Annotated in this window: 23 protein-coding genes, 1 other RNA gene and 2 riboswitches; of the genes, 9 read left to right on the plus strand and 15 right to left on the minus strand. The window is 67.9% G+C overall.

Annotated features, from left to right (window positions below):
* Positions 1-2: 2 nt before the first annotated feature.
* Both znuB and D893_RS08340 read right to left on the minus strand, forming a co-directional pair.
* On the minus strand, positions 3-827 hold the full coding sequence (gene znuB, locus D893_RS08335) for a zinc ABC transporter permease subunit ZnuB (protein ID WP_018946265.1): 825 nt from the start codon (positions 825-827) through the stop codon (positions 3-5).
* On the minus strand, positions 827-1,723 hold the full coding sequence (locus tag D893_RS08340) for an ATP-binding cassette domain-containing protein (protein ID WP_246863895.1): 897 nt from the start codon (positions 1,721-1,723) through the stop codon (positions 827-829). Before D893_RS08340 ends, znuB begins: the two co-directional genes overlap by 1 nt.
* Before the next feature lie 25 nt (positions 1,724-1,748).
* Between D893_RS08340 and D893_RS08345 the strand changes: the two genes are divergently transcribed.
* The gene (locus tag D893_RS08345) at positions 1,749-2,813 is read left to right on the plus strand and encodes a zinc ABC transporter substrate-binding protein (RefSeq protein WP_110619533.1); all 1,065 of its coding nucleotides are present in this window, start codon (positions 1,749-1,751) and stop codon (positions 2,811-2,813) included.
* A gap of 97 nt (positions 2,814-2,910) precedes the next feature.
* Here D893_RS08345 and gcvPB read toward each other — a convergent pair whose 3' ends face one another.
* The 10 genes from gcvPB to D893_RS08395 all read right to left on the minus strand — a co-directional run bounded on the left by gcvPB (position 2,911) and on the right by D893_RS08395 (position 13,181).
* Positions 2,911-4,422, minus strand: coding sequence for an aminomethyl-transferring glycine dehydrogenase subunit GcvPB (gcvPB, locus tag D893_RS08350; protein ID WP_110619534.1), 1,512 nt, complete (start codon positions 4,420-4,422; stop codon positions 2,911-2,913).
* Positions 4,423-4,505: 83 nt separating this feature from the next.
* The gene (tpx, locus tag D893_RS08355; RefSeq protein ID WP_110619535.1) at positions 4,506-5,033 is read right to left on the minus strand and encodes a thiol peroxidase; all 528 of its coding nucleotides are present in this window, start codon (positions 5,031-5,033) and stop codon (positions 4,506-4,508) included.
* Positions 5,034-5,086: 53 nt separating this feature from the next.
* A complete protein-coding gene (gene gcvPA / locus D893_RS08360) occupies positions 5,087-6,445 on the minus strand; it encodes an aminomethyl-transferring glycine dehydrogenase subunit GcvPA (protein ID WP_110619569.1) in 1,359 nt (452 codons plus the stop codon).
* A gap of 85 nt (positions 6,446-6,530) precedes the next feature.
* A complete protein-coding gene (gcvH, locus tag D893_RS08365) occupies positions 6,531-6,923 on the minus strand; it encodes a glycine cleavage system protein GcvH (protein ID WP_018946270.1) in 393 nt (130 codons plus the stop codon).
* Between the two features lie 65 nt (positions 6,924-6,988).
* Entirely contained in the window at positions 6,989-8,092 is a 1,104-nt protein-coding gene (gcvT, locus tag D893_RS08370) for a glycine cleavage system aminomethyltransferase GcvT (protein ID WP_110619536.1), read from the minus strand.
* 92 nt (positions 8,093-8,184) lie between these two features.
* Positions 8,185-8,281, minus strand: a riboswitch (glycine riboswitch).
* Positions 8,282-8,289: 8 nt separating this feature from the next.
* Positions 8,290-8,399, minus strand: a riboswitch (glycine riboswitch).
* Positions 8,400-8,501: 102 nt separating this feature from the next.
* Positions 8,502-9,698, minus strand: coding sequence for an FAD-dependent oxidoreductase (locus D893_RS08375; protein WP_110619537.1), 1,197 nt, complete (start codon positions 9,696-9,698; stop codon positions 8,502-8,504).
* A complete protein-coding gene (locus D893_RS08380; protein ID WP_110619538.1) occupies positions 9,695-10,984 on the minus strand; it encodes an FAD-dependent monooxygenase in 1,290 nt (429 codons plus the stop codon). The genes D893_RS08375 and D893_RS08380 overlap by 4 nt, the downstream gene beginning before the upstream one ends.
* A gap of 21 nt (positions 10,985-11,005) precedes the next feature.
* The gene (gene pepP, locus D893_RS08385; RefSeq protein WP_018946274.1) at positions 11,006-12,346 is read right to left on the minus strand and encodes a Xaa-Pro aminopeptidase; all 1,341 of its coding nucleotides are present in this window, start codon (positions 12,344-12,346) and stop codon (positions 11,006-11,008) included.
* Entirely contained in the window at positions 12,343-12,894 is a 552-nt protein-coding gene (locus D893_RS08390) for a YecA family protein (RefSeq protein WP_110619539.1), read from the minus strand. The genes pepP and D893_RS08390 overlap by 4 nt, the downstream gene beginning before the upstream one ends.
* Positions 12,894-13,181: a hypothetical protein gene (locus D893_RS08395; protein ID WP_018946276.1), complete on the minus strand. Its 288-nt coding sequence runs from the start codon at positions 13,179-13,181 to the stop codon at positions 12,894-12,896. Before D893_RS08395 ends, D893_RS08390 begins: the two co-directional genes overlap by 1 nt.
* A gap of 139 nt (positions 13,182-13,320) precedes the next feature.
* Here D893_RS08395 and zapB point away from each other — a divergent pair, with 139 nt between their 5' ends.
* From zapB to D893_RS08435, 8 genes are all read left to right on the plus strand, one after another.
* Positions 13,321-13,557 carry a cell division protein ZapB gene (gene zapB / locus D893_RS08400; protein ID WP_018946277.1) on the plus strand — a complete coding sequence of 79 codons (237 nt, stop codon included), beginning with the start codon at positions 13,321-13,323 and terminating at the stop codon, positions 13,555-13,557.
* On the plus strand, positions 13,554-13,907 hold the full coding sequence (locus D893_RS08405; RefSeq protein ID WP_018946278.1) for a cell division protein ZapA: 354 nt from the start codon (positions 13,554-13,556) through the stop codon (positions 13,905-13,907). The genes zapB and D893_RS08405 overlap by 4 nt, the downstream gene beginning before the upstream one ends.
* Before the next feature lie 92 nt (positions 13,908-13,999).
* Positions 14,000-14,185, plus strand: a non-coding RNA gene (gene ssrS, locus D893_RS08410) — 6S RNA.
* Between the two features lie 41 nt (positions 14,186-14,226).
* On the plus strand, positions 14,227-14,895 hold the full coding sequence (locus tag D893_RS08415) for a 5-formyltetrahydrofolate cyclo-ligase (protein ID WP_026288902.1): 669 nt from the start codon (positions 14,227-14,229) through the stop codon (positions 14,893-14,895).
* 18 nt (positions 14,896-14,913) lie between these two features.
* Positions 14,914-15,408, plus strand: coding sequence for an EVE domain-containing protein (locus tag D893_RS08420; RefSeq protein ID WP_018946280.1), 495 nt, complete (start codon positions 14,914-14,916; stop codon positions 15,406-15,408).
* Entirely contained in the window at positions 15,408-16,085 is a 678-nt protein-coding gene (locus D893_RS08425) for a glutathione S-transferase family protein (protein WP_110619540.1), read from the plus strand. Before D893_RS08420 ends, D893_RS08425 begins: the two co-directional genes overlap by 1 nt.
* 153 nt (positions 16,086-16,238) lie before the next feature.
* The gene (locus D893_RS08430; RefSeq protein WP_110619541.1) at positions 16,239-16,583 is read left to right on the plus strand and encodes a UPF0175 family protein; all 345 of its coding nucleotides are present in this window, start codon (positions 16,239-16,241) and stop codon (positions 16,581-16,583) included.
* Entirely contained in the window at positions 16,565-17,080 is a 516-nt protein-coding gene (locus tag D893_RS08435) for a DUF3368 domain-containing protein (RefSeq protein ID WP_110619542.1), read from the plus strand. Before D893_RS08430 ends, D893_RS08435 begins: the two co-directional genes overlap by 19 nt.
* 525 nt (positions 17,081-17,605) lie before the next feature.
* Here the strand turns inward: D893_RS08435 and D893_RS08440 are convergent.
* The 3 genes from D893_RS08440 to D893_RS08450 all read right to left on the minus strand — a co-directional run bounded on the left by D893_RS08440 (position 17,606) and on the right by D893_RS08450 (position 20,432).
* Positions 17,606-17,878, minus strand: a complete 273-nt coding sequence (locus D893_RS08440; protein ID WP_110619543.1) for a cupin domain-containing protein — start codon at positions 17,876-17,878, stop codon at positions 17,606-17,608.
* Positions 17,879-18,076: 198 nt separating this feature from the next.
* On the minus strand, positions 18,077-19,114 hold the full coding sequence (locus D893_RS08445; RefSeq protein WP_246863896.1) for a porin: 1,038 nt from the start codon (positions 19,112-19,114) through the stop codon (positions 18,077-18,079).
* Between the two features lie 250 nt (positions 19,115-19,364).
* On the minus strand, positions 19,365-20,432 hold the full coding sequence (locus tag D893_RS08450; RefSeq protein ID WP_110619544.1) for a porin: 1,068 nt from the start codon (positions 20,430-20,432) through the stop codon (positions 19,365-19,367).
* Positions 20,433-20,499 lie beyond the last annotated feature (67 nt).

The following is a 20,499-nucleotide window of genomic DNA, read 5'->3' on the forward strand; positions in this document are numbered from 1 at the left end:
GATCAGCGCGTGCCGAAGCGCGGCAGCAGCCGCGCGGGCAGCAGCTGCACCAGGATGAACCCCAGCAGGGCCGCGACCACGATGCTCGGCCCGGTGGGGGTATCCCACTGGAACGAGCCCGCGATCCCCGCGCCCACCGCGAGCATGCCCAGTACCCCGGCGAGGATCGCCATCTGTTCCGGGGTGCGGGCGAAACGTCGTGAAGTGGCCGCCGGGATGATCATCAGCGCCGTGATCAGCAGCACCCCGACCACCTGCATCGCCGCGGCGATCACCAGCGCGATCAGCAGCATCATGCCCAGGCGCACCGGCAGGGCCCGCACGCCCTCCACCCGCGCCAGTTCCTCGTGCACGGTCAGCGCCAGCAGAGGCCGCCACAGCGCGATCAGCAGCACCAGCGCGATCAGCCCGCCGATGGCGATCGCCAGCAGGTCTTCACGCCCCACCGCGAGGATGTCGCCGAACAGATAGGCCATCAGGTCCACCCGCAGCCCCTCGACGAAGGCCACGGCCACGATCCCCAGCGACAGCGCGCTGTGTGCGAGGATCCCCAGCAGGGTGTCCGAACCCAGCTCCTGATAGCGCTGCAGGATCACCAGGAGCACCGCGATGGCGATGCAGACCAGCGTCACCATCAGGTTGAGGTTGAGCCCCAGCAGGAAACCCAGGGCCACCCCCAGCAGTGCCGAATGCGACACCGTGTCGCCGAAATAGGCCATGCGCCGCCACACCACGAAGGCCCCCAGCGGCCCCGCGACCACCGCCACCATCAGGCCCGCCAGCACGGCGCGCACCAGGAAGTCGTCCAGCCAGCCGGCGATGTCCATCAGTGACGGCACCCCGGGCCGTGCTTCGGGTCGTCACAAGCCCCGGCCGAGTCTTCCGGAGCCCCGTCCAGTGGCCGAACCTCGCCGTGCAGACCGTGCACATGGTTGTGGTTGTGGGTATAGACCGCCAGCCCGCGCAGATCCACGCTGGGAAACAGCCGCCGGTATTCCGGATGCTGCGATACCTCCTCGGGGTTCCCGGTACAGCAGACATGCTGGTTCAGGCAGATCACGGTCTCGGCGCCGGCCATCACGAAATGCAGGTCGTGCGAGACGATCAGCACCCCGCAACCGGACTCGCGCCGGATGTCGTCCAGCATCACGAACACGTCGCCCTGCCCGACCACGTCGACCCCCTGGGCCGGTTCGTCCAGCACCAGCAGATCGGGCTCGCCCAGCAATGCCCGCGCCAGCAGCACCCGCTGGGTCTCGCCACCGGACAGGGACTGGATCGGCGAATCGATCAGGTGCCCGACCCCTACCCGTTCCAGCCTGGCCAGCAGTTCACGCCGCGGCAGCCGCTGGCGCATGCGCAGGAAGCGGTAAACCGACAGCGGCAGCACCGGTTCGATCTGCAGCCGCTGAGGCATGTAACCGACCCGCAGATCCGCCACCCGTTCCACGTGACCGCCATCCGGCTGCCACAATCCCATCAGCACGCGGAGAAGGCTGGTTTTGCCCGCCCCGTTGGGGCCGATGATCATCGCCGCCTCGCCCGCGTGCACCGCCATCGACACCCGGTCGAGGATCGTCCGTCCGCCCCGCTCCACCGTCACCTCGCGGGCCGCCACCAGCGGCCCGGAACCCCGCTCCGGGCGCGGCCGCGGATGGCGGCCCGCGCGGTGACCGCGTAACCAGTTGTGGACGCTCGCGAACATGATGGTATTGTATAACATCCAGATCCCAGACGGAGCCCCGGTCATGATGCGCAAACGTTTCCCCCTGCTCACCGGCACCCTGGTCGCCAGCGCCACGCTGGCCGTACCCGCACAGGCGGACGACCCGCGGGTGGTCTCCAGCATCCTCCCGATCCACGGCCTGGTCGCGGGCCTGGTGGACGACGTAATGGAGGCCGATGTCCTGCTGCCGCCGGACGCCTCGCCACATGGCTACTCCATGCGTCCCTCCGAGGCCCGGCGTCTGCAGAATGCGGACGTAGTGGTCTGGGTCGGGCCCGACCTGGAAACCTTCCTCGAATCACCCCTGCGCAATCGGGGAGAAGGTACCACGGTCGTGACGCTGATGGAGGACATGGAACTCGATCTGCTGCCCACGCGCTCGGGCGGGGTCTGGGAACCGCACGACCACGATCACGACCATGATGCGGCGCATGGAGAGGCCCACGAAGAAGGACATGGCGATGACCATGACCACGGGCATGATCACGACCACGGGCATGATCACGACCACGGACATGACCACGACCAGGGGCATGACCGTGACCACGGGCACGACCACGGCAACGGGCACCAGGACGCCCACATCTGGCTGTCACCCGACAACGCCCGGGCGATCGTGACGCAGCTTGCGGACCGACTCGGCGAGAATTTCCCCGACAAGGCCGGCGCCCTGGAAGACAACCGCGACCGCATGCTGGAACGCATCGACGAGTTCGATGCCGAACTGAAAGAGCGCCTGGAACCGGTGCGCGGCGAGCCCTTCGTGGTGTTCCACGACGCCTACCAGTATTTCGAGACCCATTACGGCCTGAACGCGGCCGGCTCCATCACCGTCGACCCGTCCCGCAGTCCCGGGGCACGGCGCATCAGCGAACTGCGTGATCGCCTGTCCGCGGACGATGTCACCTGCCTGTTCACCGAACCGCAGTTCCGCCCGGCGCTGGCCGAGACCATCGTGGAAGGCCACGCAACCCGCCTCGGAGAGCTGGACCCGGTCGGCGTCGACATCCGGCCCGGCCCGGACGCCTGGTTCGAACTGATGGACGACCTGGCCGACGGCTTCCTCGACTGCATGAAGCGCGAATAAGCCGCGTCGGCCGGGGCATTCGCAAAGAGCATTCGCCTGCGAGCAGGCGAAAGGTGCAGGTGGGCGGGCCCGGAAGAAGGCCCGCCCGGATGGTGCCTCAGCCGTGGGTGCCGCTGCGCGGTTGCGCGCCGGCGGCGTCGCCGGTCGGTTCCTGGTACACCAGGTCGAGCGCCTTGGCCGCGGCCACTTCGTTGAAGCGGCGGTTCGGCAGGTTGTGCGGCGACGACTTGATGGTGTCGATGTCGTCCGCCGACTCGGCGAGGATGCAGGCCATGGCCTCGACGAAGGCGTCCAGGGTCTCCTTCGCCTCGGTCTCGGTCGGCTCCACCAGCAGGCATTCCGGCACCAGCAGCGGGAAGTAGGTGGTGGGGGCGTGGAAGCCGTGATCCAGCAGCCGCTTGGCCACGTCTCCGGCGGTCAGCCCCGTCTCCTTCGCCTGCTTCTTCAGGGTGACAATGAACTCGTGGGTCGCACGGCGCTCGGGGTAGGCCAGATCGAAGCCGGCCGCCTTGAGCTCGCTCGCGAGGTAGTTGGCGTTGAGAGTGGCGAACTCGGCGACCCGGACCATGCCCTCGCGACCCAGCATGCGCATGTAGACATAGGCCCGCAGCAGCACGCCGGGGTTGCCCATGAACGCGGACAGCCGGCCGATGGTTTCCGGACGGTCGGCCTCCTCGGCCAGTTGGTAGCCGCCCTGCCCGTCCTTTTCCACGTGCGGCACCGGCATGTACGGCAGCAGCCGCTCGCCCACACCCACCGCGCCGGAACCCGGCCCGCCCCCGCCGTGCGGCGTGGAGAAGGTCTTGTGCAGGTTCATGTGGATCACGTCGAAGCCCATGTCGCCCGGACGCACCTTGCCGAGGATGGCGTTGAGATTGGCGCCGTCGTAGTACAGCAGGCCGCCGGCCTCGTGCACGATCTTCGCGATCTCCTCGATGCGGCGCTCGAACACGCCCACGGTGGACGGGTTGGTGAGCATGATCCCGGCAGTCTGCGGACCCACGGCCTCGCGCAGCGCCTCGAGGTTCACGTCCCCGGTCTCGTCGGTGGGGATCTCGCGCACCTCGTAGCCGCACATGATCGCGGTGGCCGGGTTGGTGCCGTGCGCGGCGTCGGGGACGATGATCTCGCGGCGCTCGGTGTCGCCGCGGGCATCGTGGTAGGCGCGGATCATGGCCACGCCGGTGAACTCGCCCTGCGCGCCCGCCATCGGCGCCAGCGACACGTCCTGCATGCCGGTGACCTCGCGCAGCATCTCCTGCAGCTCGTACATGGTCTGCAGGAAGCCCTGGCTGTGGCTGGCCGGGGCCAGCGGATGGCGATTCAGGAACCCGGGCAGCATCGCCAGGCTGTTACAGGCGCGCGGGTTGTATTTCATCGTGCACGAGCCCAGCGGATAGAACTCGGTGTCGATGGAGAAATTCTTCTGCGACAGCCGCGTGTAGTGACGCACCACGTCCAGCTCCGAGGCGGCCGGCAGGCCGGGCGCCGACTTCCGCCGCAGGTGCGCGGGGATGGCCGTGGCCGCGTGTTCCTGCGGCGCCTGGGCCACGGCGGAGCGACCGGCGTGGGAATGTTCGAAGATCAGCTTGGTTTCCGTGGTGTTCATGGCGGTTTCTCGCTTCGGTATTCGGGTAGACGGCGGGCCCCGGCGGATCTGCACCGCGCGGGGCCCGCCGGAGGCCTGTCGCGTTACTGGGTGGGGCTCAGCGTCGCCCGGTCGTCCAGCGCGGCGAAGACCGCGTCGTAGTCGGGTTCGTCGCCGATCTCGGGGACCAGCTGGGCATGCATCACCAGGTTGTCGGCATCCAGCACCAGCATCGCGCGGGCGGTGATCCCGGCCAGCGGTCCGTCCTGGATCAGCACGCCGTAGTCCTTGGCGAAATTGCGATCGCGCATCATCGACAGCACCGTGACGCGCTCCAGCCCCTCCACGGAGCAGAAACGGTCCATCGCGAAGGGCAGATCGGCGGAGACGATGAGTGCATGCACGTCGGGGCGCTGTTCGACGAACTGGTTGATCTTCTTGGTCGACTCGGCACACACCGGCGTGTCGAGACTGGGCACGATGTAGATCAGCTTGCGCTTGTCGCCGAAATCGGCGAGCGAGACATCGTTGAGGTCCTTGCCCGTCAGGTTGAAGTCCGGAGCCGGCGAACCCACGTGGGGCAGGTCGCCGTTGGTGTGGATCGTGTTGCCCTCTAGCTTGGTCTCGGCCATGTCAGCCTCCTCGGCGGTTGGGGTATGGCACGTCGCGTGGAGTGACTCCCCGCTCAGGCCGCGCGGGCCTTCTCACAGGCAGTCACGTACTGCTCCAGATCGTTCTCGTTCTTGGTCTCGGTCACGCAGGCCAGCACGCAGCCGTCCAGCGCCGGATAGTCCCGGCCGAGGTCGTGCCCGGCGAGCACGCCGGCATCCGCCATCGCCTGCAGCTGCCCGGCGGCATTGCCGCCGAAGTCGAGCGCCACCTCGTGGAAGTACTCACCGGTGAAGCGCGGCTTGATGCCCTTCGCGGCGAGCTTTTCCACCAGTGCATGGGTGTTGGCGTAGCAGGCCTCGGCCACCCGGGTCAGCCCCTCGTCGCCCAGCATGGACATGTGGATGGTCGCCGCGGTGACCACCAGCCCCTGGTTGGTGCAGATGTTCGAGGTGGCCTTGGAGCGGCGGATGTGCTGCTCGCGGGCCTGCAGCGTCAGGACGAAGCCCGGCTTGCCGTCGGCGTCCTCGGCCCGACCGACGATGCGCCCCGGCATCTGCCGGATATGCTTCTTGCGCGTGGTCATGAAGCCGAAGTACGGCCCGCCGGAGGACAACGGCGCGCCCAGCGGCTGGCCCTCGCCCACGGCGATGTCCGCGCCCTGGCTGCCCCACTCGCCCGGCGGCTTCAGCAGCGCCAGCGAGACCGGATTGACCACGCCGATGACCGGGATCTCGCGCTCTTCGGCCCAGCCGGTCAGGCCGTCCACATCCTCGAGGAGGCCGAAGAAGTTCGGCTGGCTGATGATCATCGCGGTGATGTCGTCGTCGGCGTGCGCGGCCAGCGCCTCCACCGGGGTCTGCCCGGTGGTCTCGTCGAACGGGACCTCGACCAGCTCGATGCCCTGATTGCCGATCAGGGTGTCGATCACCCGGCGGTACACCGGATTCAGCGCACCCGGGACCAGCACCCGCTTGCTCTTCGACCGGCGGTTCACGCGCACCGCCATCAGCACGGCCTCGGCCAGTGCGGAGGCGCCGTCATACAGCGAGGCGTTGGAGGCCTCCATGCCGGTGAGACGGCTGATCATGGTCTGGTATTCGTAGATCAGCTGCAGCGTGCCCTGTGACGCCTCCGCCTGGTAGGGCGTGTAGGCGCTGTAGTACTCGCCGCGGGTGGCGATCTGCCACACGGCCGCCGGGATGTGGTGCTCGTACGCCCCGGCGCCAATGAAATTCAGCGGCATGCCGTCCATTGCCGCCCGTTCCTGCATCAGGCGGGTGATCCCCATCTCGTTGAGACCCTCGGGGATGCCCTCCAGCGGTGGCGCGCGCAGTCCGGCCGGGATCTCGTCGAACAGATCCTCCACGGAGTCGGCGCCGATGCGCTCGAGCATCGAACGGATGTCTTCTTCGGTATGCGGAATAAACGGCATGACTTTCTCGCTTTCGCTGACGCGAAGTTCTTCGGCGGCGCCCCGGTGTCCGCCGGACACCGGGGTTCGGCCGCCACCAGTGGCTTCAGGATTCGGCTTCGACGTGCGCGGCGTAGGCGTCCGCGTCCATCAGGGCGTCCAGGTCCGCGGCATTCGCAGGCTTCATCCGGAACAGCCAGCCATCCTCGAACGGCGACTCGTTGACCTTCTCGGGGCTGTCTTCCAGCTCCGCGTTGGTCTCGGTCACCTCGCCCCCGATCGGGGCATAGATGTCGGAGGCGGCCTTGACCGACTCGACCGTGGCACAGGCCGTTCCGGCTTCCAGGCTGCTGCCGGCCTCGGGGGCCTCGACGAACACCAGATCACCCAGCAGCTCCTGCGCGTGATCGGTGATGCCGATGGTCACCGTGCCATCGTCCTCGGTACGAACCCATTCGTGGCTCCTGGTGTACTTCAGATCCTTCGGTGCTTCGCTCATGGCGTCTTCCTTATAGCGTTGAAACCCGGTACGCAGTGTAGCGCACTAAAATTGTATGGCTCGCATCAGCCGGAGGGCAGTTCGATCAGCGGTTCGCCGTTGCGCACGAAGCCCGGGCGCACGACCCGCACGGGCAGGTGCTTCCCGCGGATCTCCGCCTCCAGGCGTTCGGCATCGGCCGCGGCGGCCGGCACCCGCGCGAAGCCCACGGACATGCCGAGGCTGGGCGCGAAGCTGCCCGAGGTCACCACGCCGTCGCCGGCGTCGGTCACGATCCGGGTGCCGCCGCGCAGCACGCCGCGGCCCTCCAGCACCACGCCCACCAGGCGCTGCTGCACACCCGCGGCCTTCTCGCGCTCGACGGCCGCGCGGCCGATGAAATCACGCTCGCCGTCCTTCAGCGCCACGGTCCAGCCGAGGTTGGCGGTCAGCGGGCTGGTCTCGGTGTCCATGTCGGTACCGTAGAGATTCATCCCGGCCTCCAGACGCAGGGTGTCGCGGGCGCCCAGGCCAATGGGGTCGACCCCGGCGTCCAGCAGCGCCTGCCAGAAGCCCTCGGCCTCCGCGGCCGGCAGCATCACCTCGAAGCCGTCCTCGCCGGTGTAGCCGGTCCGCGCAACGAACCACTGGTCGTTCCACAGCGCGGAGAACGGCTTGAGTTCCCCGGCGCTGCGCAGGTCTTCCGGCAGCAGCGGCAGCGTCTTGTCCACGGCCTGCGGACCCTGCACCGCGATCAGGGCGAATTCCGGGCGCGGCTCGACGCTGACATCGAAGTCCTGCGCCACCGTCTGCATGTGGGCGATGTCGCTGTCGGCGGTGCCCGCGTTGACCACCGCGCGGTAGGCATCCCCGCCCAGCCAGTAGATGATCAGGTCGTCGATCACGCCGCCGCGCTCGTTGAGCATGCAGCTGTACAGCGCGCGGCCCTCGGTCTTCAGTTTGGCCACGTCGTTGGCCAGCAGATAGCGCAGGAAGGCCTGCGCCTGCGGCCCGTGGATGTCGACCACGCGCATGTGCGACACGTCGAACATGCCGGCGCCGGCGCGCACCTTCTTGTGCTCTTCCATCTGCGAGCCGTAATGCAGCGGCATCTCCCAGCCGGCGAAATCGACCAGCTTGGCGCCGGCGCGTTCGTGGGCGGCATGGAGCGGGGTTTTCTTCAGCGTCATGCTTTTCGTCCTGCAGTTGTTCCGGCGTCGATGGCGTCGCGGTCATCCGCGCATAAAAAAAGGGCGGCCGGCAGGATCACTGCCGGCCGCCCCTCTGTCCTGAAACCTGAGAGTTTGCGCGCCCCGCGGTCCTTGTGGACCCGGGCGATCGCCCCCTTCGGTGGGCCGTCTGCCGGCCGCTCTCCAGAGTTCGCCGTTTCATCATCCCGGTCCTGAAGCCTGAGCGATTCCGGGCGGATGTTGCGCCTTCGGCGTCTGCGGCGCGCACCCGAGGCGCGGCGCGGCAGAACTCTTCCAGGACGATGTGCGGAGCTTTCGTGCCCCGCTGGCGTGGAATCAATTATAGGCGATCCGGCGCCGGAACCCAATGCCCCGGTTCATGCCGGGTACATGAAATCCGGTCCATGGATCAGCGGCGGATGCCGTCCAGCCCGAACGCCCGCAGCGCGAGCTGGCGCTTGACCGGGACCAGCCCGTCCACCAGCCGCACCCCGGCGCCGCGCAGCTCCGGCAGACCGGCACGGCGGGTGCCGAACAGCAGGCGGAAGCCGTCCATCGCGCGCTGCATCATCGCGTTCTCCGGGCGCCGCGCGCGGGTGTAGGCGCGCAGCCCGCGCGGATCGCCGGGGTCACGCCGGTTGGGGCCGGCGAGCTGGCGCAGCAGCGCGTCGACATCGGCCAGCCCCAGATTGAGCCCCTGCCCCGCCAGCGGATGGATGGTGTGCGCCGCGTCCCCGGCCAGCACCACCCGCCCGGCGAAGTAATCGCGCGCGTGGCGCGCCACCAGCGGGAAGCTGGCACGCGGCGAGGTCCCCGTCACCGGACCGGGCCCGCCGTCGATCGCGCCCGATAGCTCGCGGATGAAGGTCGGGTCATCCATCGCCATCACGTCATCGGCCTCGAGCTCCGGCAGCGACCAGACGATGGAGCAGCGCCCGTCGCCCAGCGGCAGGAAGGCCAGGATGCGCTCGTCGTCGAAGCGCTGCCAGGCGGTGTCGCCATGCCCCTGCGCGGTCTCCACCGTGGCCACCACCCCGCGCGCGTGGTACGGGCGCTCGCTCACGGCGATGCCCGCGCGTTCACGCAGGGCCGAACGTGCGCCGTCGGCCGCCACCACCAGGCGTGCCGAGGCCAGCGGCGCATGCCCCTCGGCATAGACATCCACCCGGTCGGGCCGCAGGTCCACACTGCGCCACGCGGTCTCCGGCCACAGCGCCACGCCGCGCTCGCGCAGGGCCTGCCACAGCACCGCCTCCAGCGCCGCGTTCTCCACCGTCCAGCCGAGTTCGGGCACGCCCAGATCATCCGCGTCGAAGCGGATATGCGCGGGGCCGTGCGCGTCCCACACCTGCATGCCGGAGAAGGCATGGGCGCGGTTCGCCGCCAGGGCCTCCTGCACCCCCAGGCGATCCAGCAGACCCATGGCCGCGGCGTTGAGCGTGACCACCCGGGTCACCGGCGCGGTCGCCGGATCGAACGCCGGCGCCGGTCCGCGCTCCAGCACCGCCACCCGCATGCCCGCGCGGGCGCAGCCCAGGGCGGTGGCCAGGCCGGTGGCGCCGCCGCCTACCACCAGCACGTCCAGCGGCTCGCCGGCGCGCGTCATGCCCGCGCCTCCGGCAGCCGCGACAGGGTATGCCGGGGCACCGGCCGCAGCCCCATCGCCCCGCGCGCGAAGGCATCGCGCAGCGGCGGCACCCGGTCGACCGCCATCATGCCCAGGCCCAGGGCATGACCCAGCAGCCCGTCGCCATGGCGCATCCCGCGGGCGAGGAAATCGGTGACGCCGACGATCCGCCGGATGTCGCCCTCGCGCCGGCGCGCCCAGGCCTCCAGCACGTGCCGCCCGCCAGGATCGGCCACGAACGCGGGGCGTCCGTCGGGCTGCGCACCCTCGCGCAGCACGCCCAGCAGATCGGCCACGTCGCGCAGCGCCAGGTTCAGCCCCTGCCCCGCCACCGGATGCACCGAGTGGGCGGCGTTGCCCAGCAGCAGCGCGCGTTCGGCGAACGGCTGCGGCGCATGCATCCGCTGCAACGGGAAGCGCAGCACGTCGCCCGCCGGGCGCAGCCGCCCCAGCGCCCAGCCGAAACGTTCCTGCAGCGCGGCCATACGGGACGGTTCGTCCAGCTCCAGGCGGGCGTCACAGACCTCCGGCGGGGCGACCCAGACCACGTTCATGCGCCCGTCGGCCTGCGGCAGCAGCGCCAGCGGCCCCTCGTCGGTAAAGCGTTCGAAGGCGTCGCCGTCGTGCGCACGCGAGGGCCGCACGTCGAACACCAGGGCATCGGCATCGTAGCGGTGGCGCTGCACCGGGATGCCCAGCGCCTCGCGGGTCGGCGAACCCACGCCGTCGGCGGCGATCAGCAGCCGCGCGCGGCAGGACCACGCCCCGTCGGGCCCCTCCAGGTAAAGGCGGCGCGCGCCGTCCTCGGCCGCCTCCGCGCCCGCCAGCGTGGTGGCGTGATGACTGCTCACCCCGGCCGCATCCCGGGCCCGCGCCAGCAGGGGATCCAGCGCCGCGGCCGGCACCACCTGCCCCAGGGCCTCGCGGCCCATCTGCGCGGCATCCATGCGCACCCGGCCCAGCCCGCCGCGGCGGCTGACCACGATGCGCCGGATCGGCGCGCCGGTAGCAGCCAGCTCCGCCCAGTAGCCGAGATCGTCCAGCAGGGTCACCGAGCCGGCCGCCAGGGCATAGCCACGGGTGTCCGCGCGCGGATGCTCCGGATCCGGCGCCGGGCCGCGTTCGAACAGCCTCACCGTGTAGCCGGCGCGTGCCAGGGTGCAGGCCATCAGCCCGCCCACCGGCCCGCCGCCGACCACGGCGATGTCGGTCTCGGTTTGCGTTTGAGTTTGAGTTTGCGTTCCGCGATTCACGGTGGCCTCCATGCGCCTCCCTCTGCCCCGGTTTCAGCGACGTCCGGCCGCGCCGTCGGCCATGCAGGCCTCGATGGCCTCCACGGTCTTCGGACAGGCCTCGGTCAGCACCTCGTGCCCGTCGCGGGTCACGGCCACGTCGTCCTCGATGCGCACGCCGATCCCGCGCAGGTCCTCCGGGGTCTCGCAGTACGGGCCGAAATACAGGCCGGGCTCGACGGTCATCACCATGCCCGGCTCCAGCTGTCGCCAGACCCCGCCCACGCGATAGTCGCCCACGTCGTGGACATCCAGCCCGAGCCAGTGACCGGTACGGTGCATGAAGAACGGGCGATACGCCTCGTCCTCGATCAGCGCATCCAGCTCGCCCTCGAGCACGCCCAGATCCCGCAGCCCGCGGGTCAGCTCGCGCACCGCGACGTCGTGCGGATCGTTCCAGTGATGCCCGGGCCGCACCGCGTCGATGGCGGCGCGCTGCGCGTCCAGCACGATCTCGTAGACCTCGCGCTGGCGCCCGCCGAAGCGCCCGCCCACCGGGAAGGTGCGGGTGATGTCCGAGGCATAGCCGCGGTGCTCGCAACCGGCGTCGATCAGCAACAGATCGCCGTCGCGCAGCACGTCGCGGTTCTCGATGTAGTGCAGGATGCAGCCGTTCTCGCCGCCGCCGACGATGGACGGATACGCCGCCTCGGTGCCGTGGCGGTGGAACTCGTGGGTGATCTCGGCGGCCACCTGGTATTCGGTCATGCCGGGGCGGCAGGCCTGCATCGCGCGCCGGTGCGCCCCGGTGGAGATCGCCGCGGCGTGGCGCATCATCTTCAGTTCCGGGGCCTTCTTGAACAGGCGCTGCTCGTGCAGGTGGTGTTCCAGCGCGGCGAACTCGTGCGGCACCCGCACCCCGCTGCGCGCCGCGCGCCGGCGCACCTGCTGCAGCCAGCCGAACAGCCGCCGGTCGAAGCCCTCGTCGCGGCCGAACGGCGCGCACAGCTCGCGGCGGTTCTCCAGCAGTCCGGGCAGGATCTCGTCGATGTCGTCCACCGGGAACGCGCAGTCGGCACCGAACCGTTCCATCGCCCCTTCGGGCCCGGCGCGGCGTCCGGTCCAGGTCTCCATCTTCGGGTCCCGATCGCGGCAGAACAGGATGTATTCCCCGGCCTCGCGCCCCGGGGCCAGCACCGCGATGGCGTCCGGTTCCTCGAAATCGGTCAGATAGAGGAAATCGGAGTTCTGCCGGAACGGGTATTCGACGTCGCGGTTGCGGGTGGTCTCCACCGCGCCCGGGATCACGATCAGGGCATCGCGCCCGGCCGCGCGCATCAGGCGCTGGCGGCGACGGGCCAGCTCACCGGCGGGGATCTGCGGCGCGCGGCTCATTGCATCGGGATCCGGGTCGGGTTCTCGGGGGCCAGCTCGTCGGCGATCAGCAGCACGCCCACGCGCACGTATTCGGCCAGCTCCTCGAAGTCCTTTTCCGAGGCCTCGCTGTCCTCCGGTTCGGGGTCCATGCGCGCGATCTCGGCCAGATCGCGCAGGATCTCCGCCGACTCGGCCGACGGCTTGAGCCCGCCCAGCCGCGGCGTCTGCCCCAGCCCGCTGATGAACCCGTCGGCCCATTCCGACAGCGCCTGGGCGCGGGTCTCGATCTCCGCATCCTCCGGCACCAGCGGGGCAAAACCGAGCTCGATGTCGTACAGCTGCGCCAGCAGGTGCCGGCGCAGCTCGTCCACCAGCCGGTCGAATGCCTCGGCGGGGTTCTCGGTCAGCGGCAGCGCCTCGCCCAGCGATTTGATCAGCAGGTCATTGCCGGCCTCGGGGTCCGCCACCAGGCAGCCGGTGATCAGGCCATGGGCCGAGGCCGGCGTCTGCGCGAACCCCATGGTGCGCAGGCCGTGGGCCAGGCGTTCTTCCCGGGACTGCGCCATCAGAAGGCCTCCAGGCGGGCTTCGTAGGGAAACAGCAGAAAGCGGTAAAGATCATCGCCCATCTGCAGATGGGTGAACTGCGGCTCGCCCAGGCGGATCTCGCTGGAACCGGTCGCGGACAGCGCCGTCAGGCCGAAGCGCTTGTCGCGGACCAGGTCCTCCAGCAACTGTTCCAGCTCGCCGCGCGGGATCGTGCCGGTGTTGTCCACCACCCGGCACGGCTTGCCGTTGTGGGCCGTGCCTTCGATGATTGTGGCGTCGGGTGCGGGTTCGGGAGGCTGTGTCATGGGTCATATTCTGGCCACCCCCTGCGCGGGTCGCAACACAACCCGCCGGTGTTTCGGTTGACGGTTCCGCCAACCCCCTCCTAGACTCCGTTATTCAGGGACTTCGCTCCCGTTTTTCAAGCCCGAGGCCCGCCCCGCCATGTCCGACAGCGCTTCTTCCGGCAGCCACGCGCCCGACGCCCTCGACCGTCTCGAGGCCGCGATCCTGCGCCTGCTGGACGACAACGCCGAACTGCGCGAGGAAAACCGGGCGCTGCATGAGCAGGTCCGCCAGCTGCGCACCGAGCGGGCCACGTACCGCGAACGCAATGAACAGGCCCGTCACCGGGTCGAGACCATGATCGCCCGCCTGCGGTCGATGGAGCAGTCCGAATGAGCCAGTCTTCCGAACCGGTCCGCATCACCATCATGGGCAAGGAGTACCACGTCGCCTGCCCGCCCGAGGAGCGCGCCGACCTGTTCGCCTCCGCGTCCCTGATCGACGAGCGCATGCGCGAACTGCGAGACGGCGGGCGCGTGGTCGGGGCCGAGCGCATCGCGGTGATGGTCGCGCTCAACCTCGCCCACGAAAAGCTCGAGTGCCAGGAAGAGCTGGAACGGATGAAAAAGGGCGGGGCCGACGCCCCCGAACGCCTGCATGCGCTGGCCGAACGCATCGAGCAGAACCTCGGACGCGAGAGCGACACCCGGCCCAATCCGGAGACCGGCAGGCCGCCGCAGTCCTGAGCGGCGACCCGACCGGAGTTTGCCCGCCTGCCCGAAACTTTTGCACGGCGCTTGAGCATTCCCCCCGCATCTGGTCCATAATGACCCCGGACGCGTCGCTGCGGCGTTCGAACGTGGCCGGGTGGTACCCTTGAGCCTTAATGCAACACCCAGGGACCGAGTTCTTCCGTTTCGCTGTGCAGGTCCGCCCCCGAGCGGAAAGCCTAAAGATCCGGAGACTTCTCCCACCTGAACCGCTGGTTCAAGGTCGAAGGCCACGACGGCGCCCGCGGGGCGCGTCCTCTCTTTTTTCCTGCCGATCCCCATGACCCCCACGGCCATGTCCACCACCGCGCACGCCCCCGATATCGACGCCCTCGCCCGCGAGGACGCCCGCCGGCTCCGGCGCGAACTGCGCCGTCGGCGTGCCGCGCTGTCCGATGCCCGTCTGGCCGAGCACAACCGCGCGATCAGCGGTCACCTGCTGAAATGGCTGGAACGCTGGCAACCGCGCTGCATCGGCGCCTACCGCGGCCTGCGCGGCGAGGTCGACCTGACCGCGCTGACCTGCGCCCTGGCCCGGCGCGGCACGCGCATCGCCCTGCCGGTGATGGACACCCGCCGCGACGGCCGCATGCATTTCCACGAATGGCATCCCGAAGACCGCCTGTGCCACAACGGCTTCGGCATCGCCGAGCCGTGCCCCGGTGCGCCGCAGGTCTGGCGCCGCGAGATGCAGGTGGTGCTGATGCCGCTGGTCGCCTTCGACCGCCACGGCAACCGCATGGGCATGGGCGCCGGCTACTACGACCGCTACTTCGCCCGGCGGCGCTTCGGCATCCACCGCCCGCGCCTGATCGGCGTGGCCCATGGCCTGCAGCAGGTCGAGGCCCTGCCGGTGCAGCCCTGGGACGTGCCGCTGGATGCCGTGGTCACCGAGACCGGCTGGCATGTATTCCCCCGGCACGGACAGGCCACTGCGACCCTGCAGACACCTGACAACGACTGATTCAAGGAACGCGACGACATGGGCTACTGGCTGATGAAATCCGAACCCGACGAGTTCGGCATCGACGATCTCGAACGCGTGGGCGTGGAACCCTGGGACGGGATCCGTAACTACCAGGTGCGCAACATGATGCGTGACCAGATGAAGAAGGGCGATCTCGCCTTCTTCTACCACTCCAACGCCAAGCCGCCGGGCATCGTCGGCATCATGCGCATCGAGAACGAGGCCTACCCGGACTCCTGCGCGTTCGATCCCGAGGACAAGCACTACGACCCGAAGAGCGATCCCGACAACCCGCGCTGGCTGCGGGTGGACGTCGCCTTCGAGGAGAAATTCGACGACATCCTCACCCTCGACTGGCTCAAGCAGCAGCCGGAGCTGGCCGACTGCCCGCTGGTGCGCCGCGGCAACCGCCTGTCGGTGATGCCGCTGACCGAGGACCAGTGGGACTTCATCCTCGCCAACGCGAAACGCGGACAGACCCGGGGCGGGACGAACCGGGGCTCCGCCTGATGGCGACCCTCTACCACTTCGCCCACGACCCGAAGGCCGACCGCATCCGCCTGGCCTGCGGGTACAAGGGAGCGGCGCTCGAGACCCGCGCGGTCGACTGGTTCGACGACGAGACCTTCTTCGAGCTGGGCATCGCGCGGCAGTCCCCGGTGCTCGCCACCGACGACGGCGGCCTGCATACCGACACCACGGCGGCCCTGCGCGCGATCGACGAGCTGTTCCCGAGCGGCGAACCGCTGTCCGCGGGGATCATCGCCGAAGACGCCTGGCAGGCCCTGCTCGACTGGCGTGCCCGCGTGGACGTCGTGCTCGAGCGCCTGTACGCCCCCCTGGCCCCCGGCTACCACGGCATCGGCGAGGACGCCGACGCCCTCGCCGACTTCAAGGCGAACGTGCAGCACCGCTTCGGCATGAGCGTGGAGGAACTGGCCAACGACCGCTACGACGGCTACCAGCAACTGGCCCGGCTGAGCCGCCTGCCCGAGCTCGCCCGCCACCTGGCCGCCAATGGTTTCTATCTCGGCCACCCCTCCATCGCCGACTGCGTGATCGCCGCCGACCTCTACCCCCTGCAGATGCACGACGGCATCAACCTGCCGGTGGACATGATGTACTACCTGCGCCGCGTCGAGGAGACCTTCAACACCCGGCTCGACGCCCGGTGGCTCGCCCGCTGAACCACCCCGACCAGCGCCGCGTCATTCCCGTGCCAGCTCCCGGGTGCGCAACCTCGCCATCGAGGACTACCACAGCGAGAAGCTGAGCGGATTGCCGGGAAGCATGGACAGGACTAGTATTGATCCTGACTGCCATTCCCATGGAGGATTCCCATGGAAGTCGTGAACGTTAGCGGCCTCAAGAACAATCCCACCGGCGCCCTGCGCAAATCCCACGAAACGCCGGTGTTGGTCATGAACCGGGACCGTCCCGATGCCCTCATCCTGGGATTGAACGATGCGGGGGAACTCGGCGCGCCGGGTGTCAAGGTGGCCCTGGCCACCGCCCTGTTCCGTGACGGGCACCTCTCCCTGGCGCGTGCGGCGCGTCTCGCCGAGTTCGCCACGGCCGACTTCGCGCGCCACCTTTCCCGGCTCGGGATTCCCGTCGTGGACCTGAATGGCACGGAAGCGGACCACGATATGGATACCCTCGACGAATGGCTCGCCTCGTCCTGAGCGACGCCAGCCCTTTGATCGGGCTTTCGTTCGTTGATGGGCTGGAATGGTTGCCCCGTCTTTTCGGGACGGTCGGGATTCCGGAGGAAGTCGCCCGCGAGGTGCTGCCCGGCCAGGGAAGGCCCGGGGAATCCGCCATCGGCGCCGCGCTGGACGCCGGCTGGCTGTGCCTCCGGGAAGGGCCGCGCTCGTCGATACCGTTACCCGAACTGGATGAAGGCGAAGCAGCCTGTATCCGGATGGCCCTCGGCCACGATGAACCCGCCCTGGTGCTCATGGATGAACGGATGGGCCGCGCCCTTGCCCTTGAGGCCGGTATTCGTGTGGCGGGTACCGCCGCCGTGATCGGGATGGCGCGCCGCCAGGGTCTGATCCCGTCCGCGCGCGCGGTTTTCGAACGGCTTCACCAATCGGAGTTCCGCATCGCGGCCGACGTCATACGCACGGTGCTTGACCGCGTCGGCGAAGGCGAACAGGGCAGGGGCGCTGGTCGCTGACTGGCCCACCCCCCGCGGACATCGAGGCGCACTGCGTCGCCGGCAGGACCGGGGCGCGCTCCTGGCGGAGCGACTAAGCCTCCCGGCTCGACGCCCAGTGGCTCGCCCGCTGAACCACCCCGCCCTCTTCGCGGCCAGGGCCGCTCCCACAGCACCGGTGCCCCCCACTCGTTGCCGGCCCAGCCCTTGTGGGAGCGTGCTCGCACGCGAACAATTGGCTTCCCTCACCCGGGGCTCTTCCCCGCCCACCCCGTACTCCCACAACTCCCACCCGAGGCCCGACGAACCTTCATAAAGACCTGTTTATTCGGCACTTTTCGAGATGATCTCTCTAATTCTGCCGAAGATTTAGACTGATTCCAATCCTTTTTCTGTGGTTTTAATCACAAAAACACACAATCGATATTGTTTCAGTCCGGGGGTGCCGATAATATCCCCAATCAGGAACAGGGAAGTTCCAACCGAAAGGGCCGACCAACAGGGATGTTGTGCGGCCCTTTCTCTTTTTCACACCCCGACAGCCGACTACCCGAAGCGGTAGTGCTTGCGGATGTCCCGGTGGATCTCCCAGGTGCAGCCCATGCCTGCCGGGAAGGTCACCAGATCGCCCTCGCCGACCGTGACCGGCTCGCCATCCTCCGGCGTCACCGTCACCTGCCCCTCGAGGATGTAGCAGGTCTCCGTCTCGTCGTAATGCCACGGGAAGCTGGACGCCTCCTTCTCCCACACCGGCCAGTCGAACACGCCCAGTGTCTCCAGCCGTTCGCTTGCGGGCCGATGCTCCACTTCGATCTTCATACTGCCTCCTTCATTCACCAGATCGGGATTGATGTCGCGGACTCAATCGTAGCCGCGCGGGCGCCGCCGCCCCAACCCCGCCCCAACCAACGAAGGGCCGCGCAATGCGCGGCCCTTCACAAAAAACGGGGCCCCGGAGGGCCCCGCAAAACGGGCTTTCGCCCGTTGTCATGACGCTTGCTTCAGAGTTCGAGACTCTTAGAAGCTGACCCGCATGCCGGCACCGAGCGCATGCCCGTCGTCACCGTCGCCGTCATCGAAGCCCTTGTCGTCGACGTAGCCGACACCGGCGTAGGCCATCACCTGATTGGAGAAGTGATACTTCGCAGCGAACGCGGCATGATTGAGGTTCTCACCGGAATTGACATCGTCCGAATGGCTTCGGTTGTGCCCGAGGTTCAGCACCAGATCGATATCCCCGAGGCTGTAGGTACCCGATACAAACACCACCGTGTTGTCATCCACCGTGGTTCCGTCGGTCATTTCAGAATCCCCGTTCTCGATCTCGGCCATGAGCCGCCAGGGACCGTTGCTCCAGTCCACGCCGAGCTTGAAGAGCCGCGCCCGATTGGGGGAAGGCGTGTTGAACTGCGAATGATCATCGGCATAAGTGAAGGCACCGTAGACCTCGGTCGTCCCAAGATCAAAACCGAGACGCGCGGACACACCTGTATCACTGTCATCCACGGGGTCCAGCAGAAGCGCACCGGAGAACTCCGTCATGCCCCACTGGTTCTCGTACTTGATGACATTGTTCAGAAAACCGCCGTTCCCCCATCCATTGGCCGGCATGGCCCGAACGCCGTTCATTCGTCCCTGCAGGAAAGTTGCGTTCAGCGGATCGCGGCCGGCCGTGTTATACGGAGTGTCCTGACGGCCGGCGGTAATGGTCCCGAAATCGCCGGAAAGACCCACATAGCTGTCACGCTGATCCAGCTCCTGGCCAGCATTGGCAACATTGAAGTCGGTGTTGTACCGAGCCAGAGCAGTCAGCCCGCCCCCCAGGTCGTGCGCCACGTCAAGGGTAATGCGATTCGGGCCGGCATTATCGCCGCGCAGCACAACCCCGCCGGCATCGTTCATCTGAACATTGCTATCCATGCCAAAATCGCCCGAATATGCCACCACCTGCGTCTGCAGCGTTCCGGACAAAGTGACCGAACTGTCAGCCGCGGCAACGGCCGGGAAGGCCAGTGCCGCCACTACGGCAACCGCCAGGTTCTTCTTCTGCATCATGAGCTTGCTCTCCCTCAGTTTCTCTCGTTCGTACCGGGATTCCGTCGTATACGAGAATCCAGAGGAATGCTACCCCTCGGAGGTAGTCACGCGCCCCCTCCAAACGAAGGGGTAGACGAACACAACCCCACACAACACGAAAAAGGCCGCGCGATAATGCGCGGCCCTCCATAAAAAACGGGGCCCCGGAGGGCCCCGTAAAACGGGCTTTCGCCCGTTGTTATAACGCTTGCTTCAGAGCACGAGACCCTTAGAAGCTGACGCGCATACCGGCACCCACGGAGGTGGTGTCATCGCCGTTGCCGGAATCCATGGCATCGTCATCCAGATACCCGATGCCCGCGTAGGCCATCACGCTGTTGCTGAAGTTGTACTTGGTCGCAAAGCCAACATAGTCACTATCATTGCCAGCGGCGGAGCGATCGTCCGTGTGGCCAAGGCTCAGCACGAAATCGATCTGACCCATGCTGTAGCCACCCTGAACGAAGTACTCGCGGGTATCCTGCACGGTGTTGCCACCAAGCGTTTCGATATCGATACGCTCATGCTCGGCCATCACGCTCCAGGGGCCCTGGCTCCAGTCCACGCCGATCTTGCCCAGACGCGCATCACCGGCTGTCCAATTAGGATTAATTCCCTGCAGGAAGCTAGTCACCTGAGAATGATCGTCCGCGTGGGTGTAGGCGCCATAGATCTCCAGATCTTCCATCACGTTGAAGCCAAGACGGGCGGACAGGGCGCTGTCGGAATCGTCGTTGTTGTCGATCACGACACCGCCAGCAAAGTTGACCATACCCCAGTCATTGCTGTAGGCGACCACGTTGTTCAGGAAGCTGCCGTTACCCAGGCCACCCAGCGGGCCCGCACGACCGGCATTCGTACGGGCCTGCAGGAAAGTCGCGTTCATCTGATCACGACCGGCGGTGTTGTACGGAGTCGCCTGACGACCGGCGGTAATGGTCCCGAAATCGCCGGCAAGACCCACATAGCTGTCACGCTGCACCAGCCCCTGGCGAGCATTGGCAACGTTGAAGTCAGTGTTGTAACGGGCCAGCGCCGTCAGACCACCACCGAGATCGTGCTCGACATCAAACGTCAGGCGGTTGGGGCCAGCACCGTCACCGCGGGCCATGACACCGCCAGCGTCGGCCATGTTGACGTTGCTGTCGATATCGTTGCCAGCCCCGTCGGTATAGGAACCGTAGCCCACGATCTGCGTCTGCAGGGTGCCGGACAGGGTCACGGAGGAATCGGCGTTGGCGAAGGCCGGGACGGCGAAGGCGCCGGCGACGGCCACTGCAAGGATCTTCTTCTTCATGATGCTTCTCCCAGGAGGTGAATTCTTGCTGTCAGTTGCATCCCGGAACCCGTCGGCCCCGCGATGT

Source organism: Thioalkalivibrio sp. ALE21 (assembly GCF_003208255.1).
GTDB lineage: Bacteria > Pseudomonadota > Gammaproteobacteria > Ectothiorhodospirales > Ectothiorhodospiraceae > Thioalkalivibrio > Thioalkalivibrio halophilus.